This window comes from Candidatus Phycosocius bacilliformis, from assembly GCF_003112735.1.
Taxonomy (GTDB): domain Bacteria; phylum Pseudomonadota; class Alphaproteobacteria; order Caulobacterales; family Aquidulcibacteraceae; genus Aquidulcibacter; species Aquidulcibacter bacilliformis.
This window is the reverse complement of record NZ_BFBR01000004.1, coordinates 258241-277547: the sequence shown is the minus strand read 5'-3', so window position 1 is coordinate 277547 and position 19307 is coordinate 258241. Positions and strand designations below refer to the sequence as shown.

Annotated in this window: 18 protein-coding genes; 8 read left to right on the top strand and 10 right to left on the bottom strand. The window is 59.2% G+C overall.

Features of this window, described 5'->3' with window-relative positions:
* Positions 1-3: 3 nt before the first annotated feature.
* Both coaBC and PbB2_RS08470 read right to left on the bottom strand, forming a co-directional pair.
* Positions 4-1209 carry a bifunctional phosphopantothenoylcysteine decarboxylase/phosphopantothenate--cysteine ligase CoaBC gene (gene coaBC / locus PbB2_RS08475; protein ID WP_108984866.1) on the bottom strand — a complete coding sequence of 402 codons (1206 nt, stop codon included), beginning with the start codon at positions 1207-1209 and terminating at the stop codon, positions 4-6.
* A gap of 36 nt (positions 1210-1245) precedes the next feature.
* The gene (locus tag PbB2_RS08470; protein ID WP_108984865.1) at positions 1246-1722 is read right to left on the bottom strand and encodes an Lrp/AsnC family transcriptional regulator; all 477 of its coding nucleotides are present in this window, start codon (positions 1720-1722) and stop codon (positions 1246-1248) included.
* 103 nt (positions 1723-1825) lie between these two features.
* Here PbB2_RS08470 and PbB2_RS08465 point away from each other — a divergent pair, with 103 nt between their 5' ends.
* Positions 1826-2083, top strand: coding sequence for a DUF6356 family protein (locus PbB2_RS08465; RefSeq protein WP_108984864.1), 258 nt, complete (start codon positions 1826-1828; stop codon positions 2081-2083).
* Between the two features lie 75 nt (positions 2084-2158).
* Positions 2159-3166, top strand: coding sequence for a YeiH family protein (locus PbB2_RS08460; RefSeq protein WP_108984863.1), 1008 nt, complete (start codon positions 2159-2161; stop codon positions 3164-3166).
* A gap of 17 nt (positions 3167-3183) precedes the next feature.
* On the opposite strand, the gene PbB2_RS08455 is transcribed toward PbB2_RS08460, so the two are convergent.
* Together PbB2_RS08455 and PbB2_RS08450 are read right to left on the bottom strand one after the other, a co-directional pair.
* Positions 3184-3900 (bottom strand): GntR family transcriptional regulator, encoded by a 717-nt coding sequence (locus PbB2_RS08455; RefSeq protein ID WP_192576250.1) that lies wholly within the window; start codon positions 3898-3900, stop codon positions 3184-3186.
* Positions 3897-5267 (bottom strand): acetyl-CoA hydrolase/transferase C-terminal domain-containing protein, encoded by a 1371-nt coding sequence (locus PbB2_RS08450; protein ID WP_108984861.1) that lies wholly within the window; start codon positions 5265-5267, stop codon positions 3897-3899. Before PbB2_RS08450 ends, PbB2_RS08455 begins: the two co-directional genes overlap by 4 nt.
* 62 nt (positions 5268-5329) lie before the next feature.
* Here PbB2_RS08450 and PbB2_RS08445 point away from each other — a divergent pair, with 62 nt between their 5' ends.
* The 3 genes from PbB2_RS08445 to PbB2_RS08435 are packed head-to-tail and all read left to right on the top strand — an operon-like array spanning position 5330 to position 9287.
* Positions 5330-6712 carry an MmgE/PrpD family protein gene (locus tag PbB2_RS08445; RefSeq protein ID WP_192576249.1) on the top strand — a complete coding sequence of 461 codons (1383 nt, stop codon included), beginning with the start codon at positions 5330-5332 and terminating at the stop codon, positions 6710-6712.
* Positions 6709-8091, top strand: coding sequence for a phenylacetate--CoA ligase family protein (locus tag PbB2_RS08440; protein ID WP_238164923.1), 1383 nt, complete (start codon positions 6709-6711; stop codon positions 8089-8091). The genes PbB2_RS08445 and PbB2_RS08440 overlap by 4 nt, the downstream gene beginning before the upstream one ends.
* Positions 8091-9287 carry an amidase gene (locus PbB2_RS08435; RefSeq protein ID WP_108984859.1) on the top strand — a complete coding sequence of 399 codons (1197 nt, stop codon included), beginning with the start codon at positions 8091-8093 and terminating at the stop codon, positions 9285-9287. Before PbB2_RS08440 ends, PbB2_RS08435 begins: the two co-directional genes overlap by 1 nt.
* A 38-nt stretch (positions 9288-9325) precedes the next feature.
* On the opposite strand, the gene PbB2_RS08430 is transcribed toward PbB2_RS08435, so the two are convergent.
* Complete coding sequence (locus PbB2_RS08430; protein ID WP_192576248.1) at positions 9326-10417, bottom strand: Gfo/Idh/MocA family protein; 1092 nt, start codon at positions 10415-10417, stop codon at positions 9326-9328.
* A gap of 93 nt (positions 10418-10510) precedes the next feature.
* On the opposite strand from PbB2_RS08430, the gene PbB2_RS08425 reads away from it, so the two are divergent.
* Complete coding sequence (locus PbB2_RS08425) at positions 10511-11581, top strand: LLM class flavin-dependent oxidoreductase (protein WP_192576247.1); 1071 nt, start codon at positions 10511-10513, stop codon at positions 11579-11581.
* A 159-nt stretch (positions 11582-11740) separates the two neighbouring features.
* Here PbB2_RS08425 and putA read toward each other — a convergent pair whose 3' ends face one another.
* Positions 11741-14842, bottom strand: a complete 3102-nt coding sequence (gene putA, locus PbB2_RS08420; protein ID WP_108984912.1) for a bifunctional proline dehydrogenase/L-glutamate gamma-semialdehyde dehydrogenase PutA — start codon at positions 14840-14842, stop codon at positions 11741-11743.
* A gap of 96 nt (positions 14843-14938) precedes the next feature.
* Here putA and PbB2_RS08415 point away from each other — a divergent pair, with 96 nt between their 5' ends.
* Positions 14939-16021 carry a glycosyltransferase family 4 protein gene (locus tag PbB2_RS08415; RefSeq protein ID WP_108984857.1) on the top strand — a complete coding sequence of 361 codons (1083 nt, stop codon included), beginning with the start codon at positions 14939-14941 and terminating at the stop codon, positions 16019-16021.
* 2 nt (positions 16022-16023) lie between these two features.
* Here the strand turns inward: PbB2_RS08415 and PbB2_RS08410 are convergent, their stop codons facing one another.
* Both PbB2_RS08410 and rpsU read right to left on the bottom strand, forming a co-directional pair.
* Positions 16024-16485, bottom strand: coding sequence for a YbgC/FadM family acyl-CoA thioesterase (locus PbB2_RS08410; protein ID WP_108984856.1), 462 nt, complete (start codon positions 16483-16485; stop codon positions 16024-16026).
* Positions 16486-16609: 124 nt separating this feature from the next.
* Positions 16610-16828, bottom strand: coding sequence for a 30S ribosomal protein S21 (gene rpsU, locus PbB2_RS08405; RefSeq protein ID WP_085340600.1), 219 nt, complete (start codon positions 16826-16828; stop codon positions 16610-16612).
* 107 nt (positions 16829-16935) lie between these two features.
* Here rpsU and PbB2_RS08400 point away from each other — a divergent pair, with 107 nt between their 5' ends.
* Positions 16936-17682: a COQ9 family protein gene (locus tag PbB2_RS08400; RefSeq protein WP_108984855.1), complete on the top strand. Its 747-nt coding sequence runs from the start codon at positions 16936-16938 to the stop codon at positions 17680-17682.
* Here the strand turns inward: PbB2_RS08400 and PbB2_RS08395 are convergent.
* Together PbB2_RS08395 and purE are read right to left on the bottom strand one after the other, a co-directional pair.
* Positions 17679-18761 (bottom strand): 5-(carboxyamino)imidazole ribonucleotide synthase, encoded by a 1083-nt coding sequence (locus tag PbB2_RS08395; RefSeq protein ID WP_108984854.1) that lies wholly within the window; start codon positions 18759-18761, stop codon positions 17679-17681. The genes PbB2_RS08400 and PbB2_RS08395 overlap by 4 nt on opposite strands.
* A complete protein-coding gene (gene purE / locus PbB2_RS08390; protein WP_108984911.1) occupies positions 18758-19258 on the bottom strand; it encodes a 5-(carboxyamino)imidazole ribonucleotide mutase in 501 nt (166 codons plus the stop codon). Before purE ends, PbB2_RS08395 begins: the two co-directional genes overlap by 4 nt.
* Positions 19259-19307: the final 49 nt, after the last annotated feature.

Here is a 19307-nt window from a genome sequence, read left to right as displayed (position 1 = left end):
ACATCAGCTGGAAAAATGGCTGGCAATTTCGGCGGTCAAGCGTCGCGCCACGTCAGACTTATGGGCCAATGGCCAATCCTGATGACCGTCTTGTGTAACCAAGATGACCCGATTGGTTTCTCCGCCCATCACATCGCCCGACACATCATTGGCGACCACCCAATCACACTTCTTCCTGCTGCGCTTGGCGGCGGCATAGGCCAGCACATCATGGGTTTCAGCCGCAAAGCCGATCACCAGATCCGGCCTGTTTGGACCGGGCTTGGCGATTTCTGACAAAATGTCGGGATTTTCGGCCAGTTTTAGAATCGGTGCCGCATCAGGCTCTTTCAGCTTGAGCTTGACGGGGGCTGCAACTTCTGGACGCCAATCGGCGACCGCGGCCACGGCCACAAAAATGTCGGCCGGCAGCGCATTGCGACACGCCGCCAGCATGTCGCGCGCACTTTCCACCCGCACCATGGTGACGCCCGCCACGTCATTCAGTGCGGTGGGGCCGGACACCAAGGTCACCTCAGCACCCGCCTCGGCCAAAGCGGCGGCGATGGCATAGCCCTGTTTGCCCGACGAGCGGTTGGACAGAAAGCGGACTGGATCGAGGGGTTCCAGCGTCGGCCCCGCCGTCACGAGTGCCCTTTTGCCATGCAAACTTTGGCTTTTGGAGCTGGCAGCGTTCAATCGCGCCTCAATGGCGGTTGCAATCGCCTCAGGCTCTGCCATCCGGCCCAAACCATATTCCCCGCACGCCATCGCGCCTTCATCGGGGCCGATGAAACTTACCCCATCGCCCGCCAAAGTCGCCACATTGCGCTGAACGGCGGGATGATGCCACATGCGCACATTCATGGCCGGGGCCATCATCACCGGCTTGTCGGTTGCAAGAAGGGCGGTTGAGGCCAGATCATTGGCAAGGCCATTGGCCAGCTTGCCGATCAAATCCGCGGTTGCCGGTGCCACCACAACCAAATCCGCGCTGCGTGACAATTCAATGTGACCCATGCGCGCTTCCTGGGTCAGGTTGAACAATTCCTGATGCACCTCGTCCCGCGTGAGGCTGGCCAATGCCAAGGGCGTGACGAATTGGCTGCCGGCGTGGGTTAGAATGACACGGCAGCCAATGCCGCGCCGCTCCAGCGCGCGCACCAGTTCCGGGGTCTTATAGGCCGAGATGCCCCCGCCAATGATCAAGAGAACGCGCTTTTGGCTCATGACAGCCCTTTAGCCGATAATGGCTTGTGCCAAAAGCTAAATTCGCAAAGGCACAGCGGTGGTGAATTTGATCGTCTCCATGGCAAAGCTGGAACTGACGTCACTTAATTTCGCGCTACGGATCAGTTTCTTATAGACCCGATCATAATCGGCAATGGAAGCGACCAGCAATTTGAGCAGATAGTCGGTATCCCCGCTCATGCGGTAAAACTCCACCACTTCGGGGATGGACGAGACCGAGCGGGCAAAATTCTCCAGCCACTCATCCGAATGGTCGGAGGTCTTGATGGCGACAAATACCGTCATGCCCAGCCCAACAGTCTCAGGATCGATCAGCGCGACACGCTTGGCGATGATGCCGGCCTCTTCCATCCGGCGGATTCGCCGCCAAGCCGTATTGGCCGACATGGCCGTTCGGGTGGCCAATTCCTCCAACGAGACCGCCGCATCGGTTTGAAGAATTGACAAAAGCTTAATGTCTGCTTCGTCGATTTTTTGGTCAGATGGCTTCATGATCGTATAAATATATCATCATTAGACCATTTTTCAATAAATGAGTGAAAATTTACCATGAATTCTGTGAGAACCTTCTGCACCAGCATGGAGGTGCACCCCGATGTTCAGAAAATTGTTTGTCGATCATCCCAAAAGCGTAGGCGAGAGCTATTTTGAGCATTTGGGTGTGGCATTCAGTTTTGGGTTCCAGATGCTCGGTGCCGCCTTGGCCTGCATGATCCACGGGCTGATTCCAGGCCTGTTCAAAAGTACGGGCAGCCAGACCATTTGTTGTCTGCACGACCGCATGGTCCTCAACCGGCAGCGCAAACAGGCCAGCGCCCCAATTGCACAGTCTGGTGAAACCGCCCTAAGCTAAGCTGTCGGCAATCGTCTCAATGGTGCGGCTTGGCCTCGTGGTCAGACACAGCATCTGTCGACACCTGGGGGGAGTATGTTTAAGTCCGTGACCAAGTTCGGGCCCGGTGTCGGTCTCGGCCTCATTCTGGCTGCCGCAGCCTATTTTCCAACCCAAGGCACCCGCGTCCCCACCTTGCTGATTGCTTTGTTGCTGGGCATGGCCGCCGCGGGCATTTTGACCAAGCCTGCCTTCAAGCCCGGCAATGATGTGCTGGCCAAGCCGCTGTTGCGCATTGGGGTGGCTTTGATGGGCTTCCGCATCACGATTTCGGATTTGCAGGCCCTGGGCTGGCAACCGGCTTTGATCGCGGTAGCGGCCGCCTTTGGCACCTTATGTCTGGGCTATCTGGTGGGCCGCGCGCTTCAATTGCCCCGCCCGACCGCCTTTTTGACGGCCACATCGGTGGCGATCTGCGGGGCGTCTGCTGCCTTGGCCATTGCCACAGTTCTGGCCCGCCGCCCCAATTCCAATGTTGAACGCGATGTGGTGGCGACCGTGGCCAGCATCACCATCATCGGCACCATTGCCGTGGTCGTCTATCCGGCCATCTGCCATCTGTTAAACCTGCCGATGATCCCATCTGCGGTGTTTTTGGGGTCCTCCATCCATGAAGTTGCCCAAGTGGTCGCGGCTTCAGATGTCTATGGCGAAGCGGCAACGCCTGCAGCCACCACGGTGAAAATGATCCGGGTTGCCATGCTGCCGGTGGTGATTTTTTCGCTTCTGATGATCCTGTCGTGGCTCGACCGCAAGGATGGCCCCGATTCTGAGACTGAAGCCACGGTGCCAGTGTTTCTCTTGGGCTTTGTGGCCGCCATTGTGGTGGCCAATACCGGCTGGCTCACACCAGCAGGGATTGCAGCATTGACCAAAATGTCCAGCCTCTGCCTGATCATCTCCATGGTGGCGCTGGGGGCCAATACCTCGATCAAAGGGGTGATGTTGCTCGGCCCGCGCGCGGTCGGGGCTTTGATGATCCAGACCGCCATCATCGCTGCGATCTCTGCAGGCGGCGTGGCCTTGATGATGGCGATGGGCTGAGGGCGGCTCCGGCGGAATCAGCGACTGACCGACATGGCATAGGTGAAATGTTCACCCGGATGCACGCTGATGCTGGCCTGGAAAACAACCCCCTCAGAATCGAGATAGCGGCGGCGGGTGCGCAGGGCAGGCTCTCCCGCATGCTCATGCAGCGCCTTGGCAAGCTCTCGACCAAGTTTCACGGCAGAAATATCCTGCTCAATCCGGGCTGCCAGCACACCATTGTGCCGGGCAATGAATTCAGCAATCGCATGGGGCCAGTCTGTCAGTGCGGCATGGGGCGGTGCAAGGTCCTTGCGAACACAAATGCTGGTATGGGCCAAGGGCTTACTCGATCCAGCGCGCATCCGCAGACCTTTGATGCCAATCCAGGGCTGGTTTGCATCCAGCCCCATGGCGAGGACATCTTCGGCTGTAGCCGGACCATATGTGAGGATAACAAGACGGGTGTCGCGCGCATATTGCAAAATATCGCCAATCTCGCCCCAGCCTTGGGAAAACGGACCGACTGGCTTGGCCGCAATGACGACAGAGCCAGCCCCGCGACGCCGCTCGATCAGGCCTTCATCGGTCAGGATGCGCAAGGCGTCGCGCGCCGTATGGCGGGAGACTTTGTGCTGGGCGCAGAGGTCCTGTTCGGTTGGGAGCAAGCTGCCTGTGGGATAGTGGCCTTGACTGATCGCCTTGCGCAAGTCCTGGGCCAGTCGGCGATAAAGGGGGGTGGTATCGCTCACTTTCGTGCCTCTGATGGGTGTGCCCATGCCGCTTTCAGCATGTCACGATGTTCGGGCGCGGCAAGGCTGATAATGGCAAGCGCCCGGGCCTTTGCGTCCAAAGGCTCAAGATCAATGGCACCAAATTCGCTGACAAGGATCGGCGCGTCGCTGCGCGCAATCGATACACTGGGTGCTGACAGGCGGGGAATGATGCGCGACCGGCCATCCTTGCCGACAGCTTGAACCATCACAATCGGCTTGCCGCCGGGGCTGAGGCGGGCGCCGCGCAGAAAATCCACCGCCCCTCCGACCCCTGCCAGCACACGGTCGCCGGCAAATTCGCAATTAATCTGTCCAGCCAAATCCACCTCCAGCGCCGCATTCAGGCTGACAAAGCGCGTTATGGCACCAAGATGGGCCGCGCCGTGGGTCTGCGCAATCGGCACCAAAGACAGCCGCGACTCACCCGCCAAACGGGCCTGCATATTATGGCTGCCCAGAATGACGCCAGAAGTGAGCGCCCGAGGCTGATCGCGCACGCAGCCTGCGTCCAAAAGTGGCAAAATCCAGTCCCCGATTAGCCCGGAGTGTATGCTGAGGTCGCGGCGTGCGACCAGGCTTGCCATGATCGCACCGGGCAATCTGCCAATCCCGGCCTGCAGGCAAGAGCCATCCTCAATCAGGTTTGAGACATGCGCGACAAGGCCGTCAATGTCGCCTGTTGGGGCTGGTGTGATCAATTCTGGCGGGATGGCTTCTGCCTCGACCCAAGCATCCAATGCCGCCAGCGGGACGGTGGGGGCCCCGGTGACGACCGGCAGGGCGGGGTTGATCAGACCCAGTTTGAACACATCACGGTCAAAAAAGGCGGGACTGGCGTCAGCTGATAGCGACACTGAACACTGGCCTTGGGCGTCCGGCGGGGCGAGGTGGAACACGGCGGCTTTGAAATCTTGATCCCGCAAAAAGCGCCACGCGGCGGAATAATGGCAGGGGATCACATGGGTGCGCCCGTCGCTTATCGTTGTGGCAAAATCAGGAGAGGGCAGAAAGATATTGGCCGCGGCTTTGGCCGACAGGGCGGCCCAATCAAGCCGGTTCAGTCCGGGTATGAACAGGCCGCAGAACGTCAGGTCGTCGGCCAAGCCGGGTTCAGCTCTAAACGCGTCGGCCAGGGCCAAAGGCTCCACCGGGCCTGCCGGGATGAAGATGCGACCACCCTTGGCCCGATCGGCGAGAAGGGCAGCGGCTTCGGCCAGAGAAGACAATCGGCGTGGCGACAGGATCATGGTGTGGTCATTGCCCTTTTGTGGCGCATGCCGCCACCATTTTCCGTGCGGTGACCAAGAAATGCGCCGCGCATGATTGCGCTTCGTCACTGGCATGCTATGTGCCCAATATGTCCGGACAAAGCCGAGAGTCTAGCCCCCAGGCGGCACCCCACACGGTGCACCCAGCCGCGCAGCTGACAGCAGCCCAGCGTTTGGCCCGCCATGTCGCAGGCACGTCCTTTGCCGATCTGCCACCAGCCGCCATCCAAGCCGTGCGCAATTTTACGCTCGATCTGGTGGGTGTCGGGATCGCAGGCACGCGTTCGCCCTATGCGGCTGGGGTGCGTCAGGCCACCCAAGGCTGGGGCGCGGGCTCCGACGCCCATGTCTTTGCCACTGGCGAGGCTTTGCCTGCCCCCCACGCGGCCTTCATTAACGCGTTTCAGGCCCATGCGTTGGAGTTTGACTGCGTGCATGAAGCCGCGGTCTTGCATCCATTCACCGTGGTTGTGCCGGTCTTGCTGGCAGAAGCAGAAGCGCGCGGCCTGTCTGGGCAAACCTATGTCACAGCTGCAGCCCTCGGGGTGGATGTCGCAGCAGGCCTTGGCGTTGCGGCCCGGTCGCAGATCCAGTTTTTCAGACCGGCGACCTGCGGCCTGTTTGGGGCCGTGGCTGCCTTGAGCCATGCGCGGGGTTTGACGGCAGAGGCGACCGCCCACGCCTTTGGCTATGCTTTGGCTTTTGCCTCTGGCACCATGCAGGCCCATGTCGAGGGCACCCCGGCATTGGCCGCCAGCGTCGCCGGGGCGGCACGATCAGCCTTTGTTGCGGTGGATCTGGTCCAAGCCGGACTGCCCGGCCCGCTCGGTTCTGTTGACGGGCCGTTTGGGTATCTGACCCTGTTTGAGCGCGACAGCGCACTGGAGCCCGTTCTGGCCAGTCTGGGACAGGTGTGGCGCGCTTGTGAGGTCAGTTGGAAGCCATTTCCAAGTGGTCGGGCCTCACATGGCGGCATCGACATGATTTTGGAACTGGCCCGACAGGGCATGACGGCCGACAATCTCGACAGGCTTGTCATTTCGGCCCCACCCTTGATCCACCATCTGGTGGGCCGCCCGATCGCCCCGCCGCCGCTGGAGGTCAATTACGCCAGATTGTGCCTGCCCTATGTTGGCGCAATTGCCTTGCTGACCGGGGGTGTCGGCTTGACCGATTTTACGTCCGAGCGTTTGAATGACCCCGAAGTCCATGCCGTGGCGCGTCGGATCGAGGTTGTGGTCAATCAGGTACAAGCGGCATCGGCCTTTGTGCCTCAATCGGCAGAAGCACGCTTGAAAGACGGCCGCATAGTGTCTGTAGCCACGGATGTGCTCTTGGGAACACCCCAACGCCCACTCAGCCGGGAGGCCCATTTGGCGAAGTTCCGCGCCTGCAGCGCCTATGGTTTTGGTGGGTCGAAGCCCAAACTGGAGGACGCCTTGATCGCCGCGGTCGACCGATTGGTGGCGTTAGAAGATGTCGGCCTGATTGGCCGTCTTGCAGCAGGACTAATGTCGTGACCGACCGCCATACCAGCTTTGCCCAAAGCCTCGATTATGCCGCCCTACTGGCTGACCATCCGATTGGTGATGACTTCATCACGATGGCAACCACCATCACGCGGGATCGCCTGCGCGCCCATCAGGAAAGATTGTTCCAGAAATTGGTGGCGCGGGCCGCCAAGACCGCCTTCTATCAGCGCCTATGGGGTCGTCATGGGATTGAGGCTGGTGACATTAAGTCCCTCGACGATCTGCCCAAACTGCCGACTTTCGGCAAGCAGGAGATCGTCGAAAGCATCGGGCTTGCCCCGCCTTTTGGCGATTTTGCCGGGCTGGATTCCTATCCGAATGGGCAGCGGCCGCCGATGATTTTTCACACAACCAGCGGCACCACCGGCAAGCCACAGCCCTTGTTCTTTGGGGCCAAGACACGTGAAGTCCAGAATTTGCTGTTGGCGCGCCTGTTCCGTTGGCAAGGCCTGCGGCCAGAAGATGTCGTCCACTCCGTCTATGGCCATGGCATGATCAATGGTGGCCATTATATCCGCGAGGCTGTCACACGCTGGACGAGCGCGACCTTCATGTCAGCCGGGACCGGGATTGAAACGCGCAGTGTCGCCCAAATCGGCCTGATGCGCGACTTTGGAGCCAATGTCATTCTGGGCTTCACTGACTACATCAAAAAGCTCGCCGAGGTCGCCCGTGCCGAAGGGCTGGAGCCGGGGGTGGACATTCCCATCCGCATGATTTCGGGCCAGTTCGGGCGCGAAGATAAGGCGGCGGTGTCGGCGCTGTGGGGTGGGGCGGCGTGCTATGACTGGTATGGCGTTGGCGACACCGGCATGATTGCCGGGGAAGGTCCCGACCAAGACGGCCATTATGTGATGGAAGATGCCCATTGGGTTGAGATTTGTGATCTTGAAACGGGTCAGCCTGTCCCCGATGGGCAAACCGGCGATCTGGTTGTCACCTGTTTGTTCAAGGATGATGTGTATCCGATCATCCGCTTCAATACCCATGATGTCAGTGCCTTCCGCACCGACGCCAGCGCCATCGGGGTCAATTTTAAGCGGATTGAGGGATTCCTCGGCCGGTCGGACAATATGGTCAAGCTGCGCGGAATTAACATCTTCCCGCAGGCTGTTGGACCCATGCTGGCTGACGTGCCTGCCTTTGCTGGAGAGTGGATTTGCAAGGCGATACGCGATGCGCAAGGCCGGGAGGACTTGATCGTCATATGCGAAGATCGCGGTGGCCATCCAGATACGTATCGCGACGTGTTGAAACGCAAATTGGGGATTGAGGTGCAGATCGAGCTTGTCCCCCCCGGTGGCACGGCCAGCCTGACCCAGATTGAGGCGCGGCAAAAGCCAATCCGCCTATTGGATCATCGCTGATGGACCGGGCTGGGCTTCAGGCCGCCAATCAGGCGTTGCACGCCTTTATTGAGTTCGCCCCCGCCGATGATGCTGGGACTGCCCTCTCCGGCCCTTTGGCGGGGCTCAGCTTGGGCGTGAAAGGCAATATTGCGGTGGCCGGTCTTGCCAATACGGGCGGATCCGCCGCCCGGCGCCATGCAGTTGCATCCCAAGACGCCCCGGTTGTTGCCCGACTGCGCCAAGCCGGGGCTCAGATCCTGGGCACGCTTAACATGCATGAAGGTGCCTTGGGGGCCACCACCGACAATAAGGCCTATGGCCGCTGTCTCAACCCGTGGGGGCAGAACCTATCGCCGGGTGGATCGTCTGGTGGATCAGGTGCTGCCATTGCCGCAGGGCTGGTTGATGCTGCTTTGGGAACCGACACCATGGGCTCTATCCGGCTGCCAGCGGCCTATTGTGGTGTCTATGGCTGGAAGCCAGCGGGCCGCCTCATTCCCCAAACCGGCGTCATCCCGCTGTCACCGACACTCGACCAGGTCGGGCCTTTGGCCAAGGATCCGGCCACCTTGTGGGCCGTCGCCAAAGCTATGGGCGGACCTATGCCTTCAGCCAGCCTTTCAGGCCTTTGCTTTGCCATTGCCCGCGACCGGCCTGCACCCTCTGGTGAATTGGCATTTCTGTTTGATCAGGCCTGCGGTCGGTTGCGCGGTGCCGGAGCCGAGGTGATGGAACTTGATCTGGATTTGGGCCTAACCGATGCCCAGCTTCTGCGCGCCTGCCTCTATGTGTGCGAAGTCGAAGGCGCGCGTGAATGGGCGGGCGAATTGGCAGACCCAGACTCAGGTCTTGATCCCCATTTCCGGGCCATGCTGGACTATGGACGCCAGCTGTCGTCCGAGCGGATTGATCAGGCCTATGGCATTCTGGCCGATGTGAAGGAAAAGCTGCGCGCCCGGCTGGCAGAACATGGTCTTGCCGGCATCATCAGCCCAACCGTGTCCCATGTTGCCTTCGACCATGATATCGGCCCGCCGCCGGATCAAGCCTTTGCCACCCAATATGCCAATGTCGCGGATCTGCCCGCCATCAGCGCACCCATGGGCCTGGTCGATGGTCTGCCGGTTGGCTTTCATGCCATGACAGCACCGGGGCGCGATGATCTGGCGCTGGCACTTGCCGCATTGTTTCCCCCACTCACGCGGCCCAGCTAAGCCACCTATACACAAGACGGATCGGGGGCGTGCCGATCCTAGCCTCCGGCAATCTCTGCCATGTCGATGGCCCGACCAGTGGCGGCAGATAATTCGGCCGCTGCCCCCATGCGCACGGCTTGCAGACCGTCTTGTGCGGTCACCTGCACAGGTGCGCCCGTCAAGATGGCGTCGATCCATGCACGCTGCTGGTAATAAGTGGCCCCGAAATGCGAACCAGCCTCCAGCGCCACCGGATCGACTGGGATGGTTTCGCGTGTAACCTGCTTGGGATTGCGGAACCCAACGCGCGGGCTCATCACCATGTCACCGGGCGGGATCAGCACATCCAGGCGGGCCTTATCGCCGGTGGCAGAGATCTCTTCCTGATGTTCCGCCCCTTCGGCAAACATGCACAAATCCAGCATGGCGCGGGTGCCATTGGCAAAGTCGACCACGGTGAAACTATTGTCGATAATGTCAGGCTTACGGCCATCATAGCGTTCGTCTTGATGGTTCACATCCATATTGCCCGAACAATAAACCCGCGTCGGCTCTGACTGGATGATGTGGCGCATCAAATCGAAGAAGTGGCAGCACTTTTCCACCATGGTGCCGCCGGTATTGGCCGAGAACCGGTTCCAGTCATTGACCTTCTGCAGGAAGGGGAAGCGATGCTCACGGATGGAAACCATGACAAGGCGGCCGACATCGCCCCGGTGCACGCGGGTGACGAATTCAGTGGCAGGCGGCATAAAGCGATATTCCATGCCCACCCAGAACACGCCTGAATGGCTTGCGGCCTGATCGCGAATGCGGGCGGCATCCTCCGGGGTGGTACATAAAGGCTTTTCGCACAGGACATGCACGCCCTTTTTGAACACAGGCTGGAGCACGTCATGATGGGTGAAATTCGGCGAGGCGATCACCACAGCATCAACCAGATTGGCATCAAGCAAGGCCTCTCCGGTTGAGAAGGTTGCCACATTGCTTCCTGCTGGGCCCAGCATGCTTTTGCCAAGCCCCAACATGTGGTCGGTTGGATCGGCCAAGGCGGTGATTTCCACCTCAGGCATCAGTTTCAGATTATTGATATGCTCATAACCCATCATCCCTGTGCCGATGACGCCAACCCGTATTTTGCCGCTCATGACCTCTCCCCGAAGCGTATTTGACTCGTTATAAAACATCATAAGCATAACAGCGGGCGACACACGCCCTCTTGGCAGTATGAGGAAATAATCATGGCCCGCACCCCTGTAGAAGTCAGCTGGTTCTCCGCCCTTTGCGACGATGATTATGAGTTTTTGGGCCAGATTGAGCCGTCTTTGCAGTCAAGTTGGGAGCATTGTCGCAATATTGCCCTGACTGCGGAGAAAAATGGCTTCGACAACATCCTGCTGCCATCGGGCTATCAATTGGGAATCGACAACACAGCCTTTGCTGCGGGGATTGCCGGACTGACCAGCAAAATCCGGCTTTTGCTGGCGATTCGGGTGGGCGAGATGTGGCCGCCACAGATTGTGCGACAATTGGCCACGCTCGACCGGATGATGAATGGTCGCCTGGCTGTGAACTTCATTTCATCTGAAATGCCCGGCGAAACCATGGCCTCCGCTCCCCGCTATGCACGCACATTGGAGGCCATGAAAATCCTGCGCGCTTGGATGAATGGCCAGCACGTCAAGCATCAAGGTGAGTTCTTTCAATTTGATCTCGCACCGCCTCGGATCAGCACGGTCTCGGGCCAATCGCCCTATTTCTATTTCGGTGGCCTGTCGGAAGAGGCCCGCGATGTGGCCGCCCAAGAGGCTGATGTCTATTTGATGTGGCCCGATACTGTGGCCAATTCAAAGGCCGTCTTGGACGATATGAATGCACGTGCAGCCACATATGGCCGGACATTGAAACACGGGTTCCGCGTCCATGTCGTGGTGCGCGAGACAGAGGCCGAAGCCCGCGAGGCTGCCAATCGCCTGCTGAGCAAGCTTGATGCAGCAACCGGCGATGCCATCCGCGCCCGCTCGCTCGATGCCACGTCGGTAGGCGTGCGTCGTCAGGCCGAATTGCGCGAGGCTGCCAGCGCCAATGACGGCTATGTCGAAGAAAATCTGTGGACCGGGATTGGCCGGGCACGCTCTGGCTGTGGTGCGGCAATTGTGGGCGACCCAGATCAGGTGCTCGCCAAGATCAATGCCTATCGCGACGTCGGCTTTGATGCCTTCATCCTGTCAGGCTATCCCCATGCCACAGAATGCGATCTGTTTGGCCGCTATGTCCTGCCGCGGTTGGAACACGCCCAACTGAAGCTCTAACATCGGCTCTGCTGTTCGGGCTGACAGCGGCTCTCGGCAAGAAGACTATTCTGAAGCTGTCACCCCCCGCCGGATCGGGGATCTGGGTGGGTTTGGGTTGTCCGGTTCCGCGCAAAACCAACATCCCAAACTTACCCACCCGCTTGAGCCGAGGCCACCTTACAAATTGAACAGACGCGGATCGCCGCCTTGGGCGGCACGGTTGATGGTGCGGGTCCGTTCTGTGGCAAAGCGATGGAGATAATGGGGCCCACCGGCCTTTGGGCCGGTTCCAGACAGACCTTCCCCGCCAAATGGCTGCACCCCGACAACAGCACCAATCATCGTGCGATTGACGTAATAATTGCCCGCAGGCACAGCGGCCTGTACCTCCTCAACAAAACTGTCGAGCCGGGTATGGCAGCCCAGTGTCAGCCCATAACCCTTGGCAGCGAGGGCCGCGCCAACTTGGGCGATCTGGTCGGGGTGGTAGCGGATGACATGAAGAATGGGGCCAAAAATCTCCCCCTCCAGCACCTCCAGACTGTCGATCTCCACCAAGCACGGCCCGAAGAAATGCCCGCGCTCGGCCAGTGTCCCAACGTCGATTTTCTTCAAGATGCGGGCCTCGCGCGCCATACGGGCTTCATGCTCAACCAGAAGGCGGTGGGCATCGCCATCAATTACCGGGCCAATATCGGTTGCGATCTGGGCCGGATCACCAATGACCAATTGGTCCATCGCCCCCATCAGGCAGTCAATCACGGCATCAGCGGTTTCATGCGGCAAGAACAAAAGACGCAAGGCCGAGCAGCGTTGGCCCGCCGAGCCAAAGGCTGAAATGATCACATCATCCACCACCTGCTCTTTCAACGCAGTGGTATCAACGAACATGGCATTAAGGCCACCGGTCTCTGCGATCAGAGGCACGATTGGGCCATCCTTATGGGCCAGTGTGCGGGCAATGAGGCGGGCGACACTTGTGGAGCCGGTAAAGGCAATTCCGGCGATCCGTGGATTGCTGACCAGATGAGCACCGATCCGCCCATCCCCCAGAACCAGATGCAGCACATCGGCTGGCACACCGGCTTGATGCAGGGCTGCACACGCAGCTTGGGCGATCAGCGGTGTTTGTTCGGCTGGCTTGGCCACCACACTATTGCCGGCGGCCAAGGCAGCAGCGACTTGGCCCATGAAAATCGCCAGCGGGAAATTCCACGGGCTGATGCAGCCAAACACGCCTCGGCCATGCAGCGAGAGCTCATTGGTTTCTCCAGCCGGACTGGGCAGCTCCTGCGGCGTATCGAATTCACGTGCTGCTTGGGCCGCATAATAGCGCAGGAAATCCACAGCCTCGCGGACCTCATCAATGCCATCCTGCAACGTCTTGCCAGCTTCCAATGTGCAGAGGCTGATGAGGCGGGCCCGGTCCGCTTCAATCAGGTCGGCGGCCTTTTGCAGGATGTGCGCCCGTGAGCGTCCACCCAGTCGGTCCCATGCAGGTTGGGCCGCATGGGCCACGTCACAGGCCTTGTCTAAATCCTCGGGCAGGGTTTCTTCCACCATCCCGACCAGAAACTGGCGGTCCTGCGGGGCGGTGATGGCGAGACTGCCAGCATCCAAATGCTGTGCGCCCGGGCTTGCCGCACTTTGCGCGCCTAAAGCCTCGTGGAGTTGGGCGACATCGGGGGCCAACGTGAGATCAAAGCCTTTGGAATTGGCGCGCTCCAGACCATAGAGGGCAGGCGGGGCAGGCACTTTGGGATGGCGACGCGCACCGGCTTCCAGCGCCGTGAGGGGATCGCGCGCCACCCGCTCCACGGGCACATCTTCATCCAAAAAGGCGTGGACAAAGCTGGTATTGGCACCGTTTTCCAAAAGTCGCCGCACAAGATAGGGCAGCAGATCTTCATGCGCACCGACCGGCGCATAGACCCGCACGGTTAGGTCACCAAACAGATCGCGCGCGGTCGCATACAGGGTCTCGCCCATGCCGTGCAGGCGCTGGAATTCATATTCCATTTGCCCCGCTGCTTGGGCCAGTGCCCGGACAGCTGCCAATGTATGGGCATTATGGGTGGCAAATTGGCAGTAAATGGCATCTGATGCGCGCAACATGGTGTCGGCACAGGCCAGATAAGACACATCCGTGGCGGGCTTGGTGGTGAAGACGGGAAAATCGGGTCGCCCGGCGGTTTGAGCGCGCTTGATCTCGGCATCCCAATAGGCCCCTTTGACCAGCCGGACCATGATGCGCCGCTTGGCTGATCGGGCAATTGCGATCACCGTGTTGACGGTCAAAGGCGCACGCTTCTGATAGGCTTGGACGGCCAAACCCAGACCATTCCATCCAGCCAGTTCCGGGGCATGGGCCAAACGATTGAGCAGTTCCAACGACAGCACCAGCCGATCAGCCTCTTCCGCATCCAAGCAAAAGCCGATGTCATGGCGTTTGGCGATCATCGCCAGATCCAACACCACTGGATAAAGTGCGCGGTGGACTTGTTCGGCTTGCCGGGCTTCATAACGGGGCGATAGCGCACTGAGCTTCACTGAAATGCCAGAAGCCTTAATCGGGCCCAGTCCCGCCGATGCTTTGCCGACCACCTCAATCGCTTCGGCATAGGCCTTGGCATAACGGGCGGCATCGGCGTCAGTTCGTGCCCCTTCTCCTAACATATCGAAGGAAAAATGGCTGGCGCTTTGCTTGCGGACCGCACTCTGCCCCCGCTTGATGGCGGCTTCAATGCTGCGGCCCAGAACGAATTGCTCACCCATGATGCGCATGGCTTGGCCGACCGCCGCGCGGATCACGGGTTCACCAGCCTTGCGCGTCAATTTGTGCATGAAGGCTCCGAGGTCCTTGCGCGCCTCGGCCCCGACATCGACCACTTTGCCTGTCAGCATCAGGCCCCAAACCGACGCATTGACCAAGGTGCTGTCAGACTTACCAGCCCGGCCACCCCAGTCGCCGCTGGAAATCTTTTCCGCAATCAATCGGTCTGCGGTTTCTTGGTCAGGCACACGCAACAGGGCTTCGGCCAGACACATCAGGGCAAGGCCTTCAGGCGTTGTCAGCCCAAATTCTTCCAAAAATGTTTCCAGCACACCCACCGGCTTGGCCCGCTCGCGGGCCTTGCGCACGATCAATTGTGCGTCGCTCAAGGCTTGGGTGCGCACATGCGCCCGCAAGGGGCTCTGGTCGATCAGATGCTGAACCCAGGCAACTTCATCCATATATTTGTGCGAATCGATGGCATGAAGTTCAGTTTCGGTCAGCATGGCGACATCCGGGGTCAAAATCACAAGGTGCAGGCCAGATTGGCCTTTTGTGGCGGCACACTGTAAGGAGACCACGGAAAAAACAAGGGCCTGAACATGCGCATCATGCTGGTAACCGACGCGTGGGAACCTCAAGTCAATGGCGTCGTGCGGACATTGTCCCGCACGGTCCAGGAATTGCGCGAGATGGGCCATGATGTGATGATGGTTACGCCCAATGACGGCTATAAAACCATTCCGCTGCCGACCTATCCTGAAATCAAAATGGCCCTGTTTGCCAAGGATGATATTGAAGAGCGGTTTGAAGCGTTTGAACCCGAAGCGGTCCATATTGCGACCGAAGGCACCTTGGGCCTAACAGCGCGCCGCATTTGCATCCAGCATCGATTTCCGTTCTCCACCTCTTACCACACCCAATATCCCGAATATGTCTCGGCGCGTTTCCCAATCCCAGTGAGCTGGGGCTATGCCTATGTGCGCTGGTTCCACAATATGGCTGGCCGCGTCATGGTGGCGACCCCGACCATGATGGAGCTCTTGGTCTCTCGTGGATTCAAAAATCTGGCCATGTGGAGCCGGGGCGTGGATACCGACCTCTTTAATCCGGCCTTGCGTCAGCCCGACAGGGGCCCTTTTTCTGGATTTCAAGGCCCCATCCATCTCTATGTTGGTCGGGTATCGGTTGAGAAGAATGTCGAGGCATTTTTGGCCTGCAATCTGGAAGGCACCAAAGTCGTGGTGGGGGACGGACCGGCCCGCGCCGATCTGGAAACCCGTTTTCCTGAAGCCAAGTTTCTGGGTGCCAAATTCGGGACTGAGCTGGCAAGCTGTTATGCCAATGCAGACGTATTTGTCTTCCCCAGCTTTACCGACACTTTTGGCCTCGTGATCCTTGAGGCTATGGCGACAGGGACCCCAGTGGCAGCCTTTGTTGCGCCCGGCCCGAAAGACATTATCCCGGGCTCGGGTGCCGGGGCTATTGGTCCAGATTTGACCGCCAGTATCAAGACGTGCCTGACCCTCGATCGCGCTGCGGTCCGGCAGTATGCAGAGGGCTTTTCCTGGCGGGCATGCGCAGAACAATTCCTCACCAATCTTGATCCCCTGCCGGCCATGGAACGCTATAAAACGTGGAACCGGGTCAAGAATGCGTTGCGGCGGCGGCGCAAGCCCGCGTAAAGTCAGCCTGCCTGACTGTCTGCGGGCTTCAAATAGGGCCCCAATTGTTCGGCCAATTCCTTAAAGGGTCGCCGTGGCCTGCCGTCCAAATCAATGGTGACGGCCTCAACTGCTGCGGTCGCAATGACTTCCGCGCCGCGAAAAATCGTTTGGGATATGATCAGGCGTACCCCTTGGATGGCATCATAATGGGTGCGCACCACCAGCGCATCATCAATGCGGGCTGCCTTCTTAAACTTGATGTCCATGCTGGTAATGGCAAAGGCCAGAGGTGGGTCGCGCGCCAGCAAAAGCGAATGATGGATACCGGCCAGCCGCAAAAAGTCGGAACGCGCGCGCTCAAAATAGCGCAGATAATTCGCATGATAGACGATACCCGACATATCGGTATCTTCGTAATAGATGCGCACCGGCAGATAATGGGTGCGACCGTCAAAGCGGCCAGCGGTTGGAAGGTCCTGCATCAAAATGCCCTTTGTGTTCTTTCCCCATGGCGGGGCTGGCCAATGACGTCAAGCAGGCACAAACGCACAAAAACCGCCGCCAGGTTATCCTGACGGCGGTCCTTTGCCCGACAAAGCCGGTGAATTAGCGCTTCAGAACCAAGCCTTCGCGCTGTGCACGCTTGCGCTGCAGCTTGCGCATGCGACGCACGGCCTCTGCATCTTCACGAGCACGCTTCTCGGAAGGCTTTTCAAAGTGATTGCGACGCTTCATTTCGCGGAAAGTACCTTCCCGCTGCATCTTCTTTTTCAGTGCTTTCAACGCCTGATCGACGTTGTTGTCGCGCACAAGGATCTGAACCAGGGGAGCCCCCTATGAATTGAACGAACGACTGGAAAACCAGCCAAGTGAAAGTTGAGCGCGGGACATACAAAAATCAGGCCCCATTGTCCACCTCATGACGCTGAATCATGTCAGTTGCGAAAACAGCCATGGACCAAGCCACGCGCTTGACCTATTTTATGCCCATGACACCTTCTGCCGATCTCACGCACCCGATCTCTCGCCACGACCCAGTTTCGGCCTTGCGGGACCGTTTTTTGGACGCCGCCCTGGATGAGGCGGGCTTTTCGGGCTGGTTCCCGGCGAGCTTGGATCGTGCGCGTTTGGCCGCAGGTCTGAGCGAGGGCGAAGCCATGCTGGCGGCCCCGCGCGGGGCGATTGACCTTATCGATGCTTGGTTTGACCGTGCTGAGCGGGCGATGGAGCGGGCGATCGAGGCGTGTGAGCCGGGGACCAAAATTCGTGACAAGGCACGATTGGCGGTGCGTGTCCGGTTGGAGGCGCTGGCCACGCACAAGGAAAGCCTGCGTCGGGCTGCGATTTATCTGGCCATGCCCAATAATGCCGCCGATGCTTTGCGGATCGGCTGGCGCGCGGCTGACAGGGCTTGGACCTCTATGGGGGATTGGTCGACCGACTTTAACTATTATTCCAAGCGCACCATCCTGTTAGGCGTCCATCTTGCCACTCTGGCTTTCTGGTTGCAGGACGATAGCGATGACAATGCCCCGACCTGGGCATTTCTCGACCGCCAGTTGAGTGGGGTGATGCAGTTTGAAAAGGTGAAAGCCCAAGTCAATCAATTGGTGGATCGTTTGCCTGATCCATTGGGGTTGATTACCCGTCTGCGCTATGGGCCCCAGCCTCGGCCTTAAGGCTTCAAGCGATTGACATGGCCCATTTTGCGTCCCTCGCGGGACTGACGCTTGCCATAAAGATGGACATAGGTGTCGGGCTCTGCCGACAGGCCTTGCCAAGCCTCAATATCAGAACCGATCAGATTGGTCATGATAATCTGGTTGGTGTGGCGGCGGGGTGAAGCCAGTGGCCAGCCAGCAATGGCGCGTATATGTTGTTGGAACTGGTCGGCAGCACAACCATCCTGTGTCCAATGGCCTGAATTGTGCACACGCGGCGCAATCTCGTTGACGATGAGCTGATCGGCGCCGACGACGAAAAACTCAACCGCGAGAACACCGATATGGTCGAGCGCATCTGCAATGCTGCTGGCTTGAGCGACCGCCTTGGCAGCCAGATCGGCTGATATGCGCGCCGGGACAGTTGAGGTGTGCAGAATACCGGCTTTGTGGACATTCTCCGGCACATCAAAAGCAGCAATCTGGCCCGTGTGCGCCCGAGCCAGAATGACAGAGACCTCGCGGTCAAAATCGATAAAGCCTTCCAGAATGGCTGATTGACCACCCAAGTCCTGCCAAGCTTGTGCCAAGTGATCAGCCGCGCGCAGGCGAATTTGACCCTTGCCGTCATAGCCGAGGGTGCGGGTCTTCAGAATGGCGGGGAGGCCGATCTGCGCGGCCGCAGCTTCCAGGTCGGCAAGACTGTCGCAAGCCGCGAATGGGGCGGTCGCCAAGCCAAGTGATTGGATGAATGTTTTTTCCACAAGCCGGTCCTGTGTCTGGGTCAAGGATGCAAGGCCGGGTCGGATCGGCTTGCAACTGGCCAGGAACGTCAAAGAAGCAGCAGGGACATTTTCAAACTCAAACGTGATGACATCCACCGCTTGGGCAAAGGCAGCCAGACTTGCTTGATCATCCCAAGGCGCGGTGATGCAGCGTGTTGCTACACGGCCCGCAGGGCAATCGGCCTCTGGTTCATACACCACACAATCTAAACCCAATTCAGCCGCGGCCAGCGCCAACATGCGGCCCAATTGCCCCCCGCCCAGAATGCCAATGCGGGACAGAGGTGGCAGACTGGTTACAGCTTGGCTCATCCGCGTGGATCATCCTCAACCGCCTCTGTCTGGGCATCGCGCCAGGCAGTCAAGCGGGTGGCCAGCGCCTCGTCACGCAAGGCCAGAATAGAAGCCGCGAGCAAAGCGGCATTGGCAGCGCCTGCCGGGCCAATCGCCAAAGTCCCAACTGGAATGCCTTTGGGCATTTGGACGATGGATAAGAGGCTATCTTGCCCTGATAAAGCGGCAGATCGAACCGGCACACCCAGAACCGGCAATGTGGTCATGGCCGCAACCATGCCCGGCAAATGCGCAGCCCCACCCGCACCAGCGATAATGACTTGAAGGCCGCGGCCTTTGGCGTCCTTGGCATATTGGGTCATTTTGTCGGGGGTCCGATGGGCCGACACCACGCGGGCCTCGTAGGGGACCTCAAGCAGATCCAGAATCTTGGCAGCCTCGATCATGGTTTCCCAGTCCGAGCGCGAACCCATGATCAATCCGACAGCGGGGATTTCACGACGGGATTCAGCCATAAGTTTTGCTTTCCACCATCTGGCCACCATCATTGGATGGGGCTGGTTG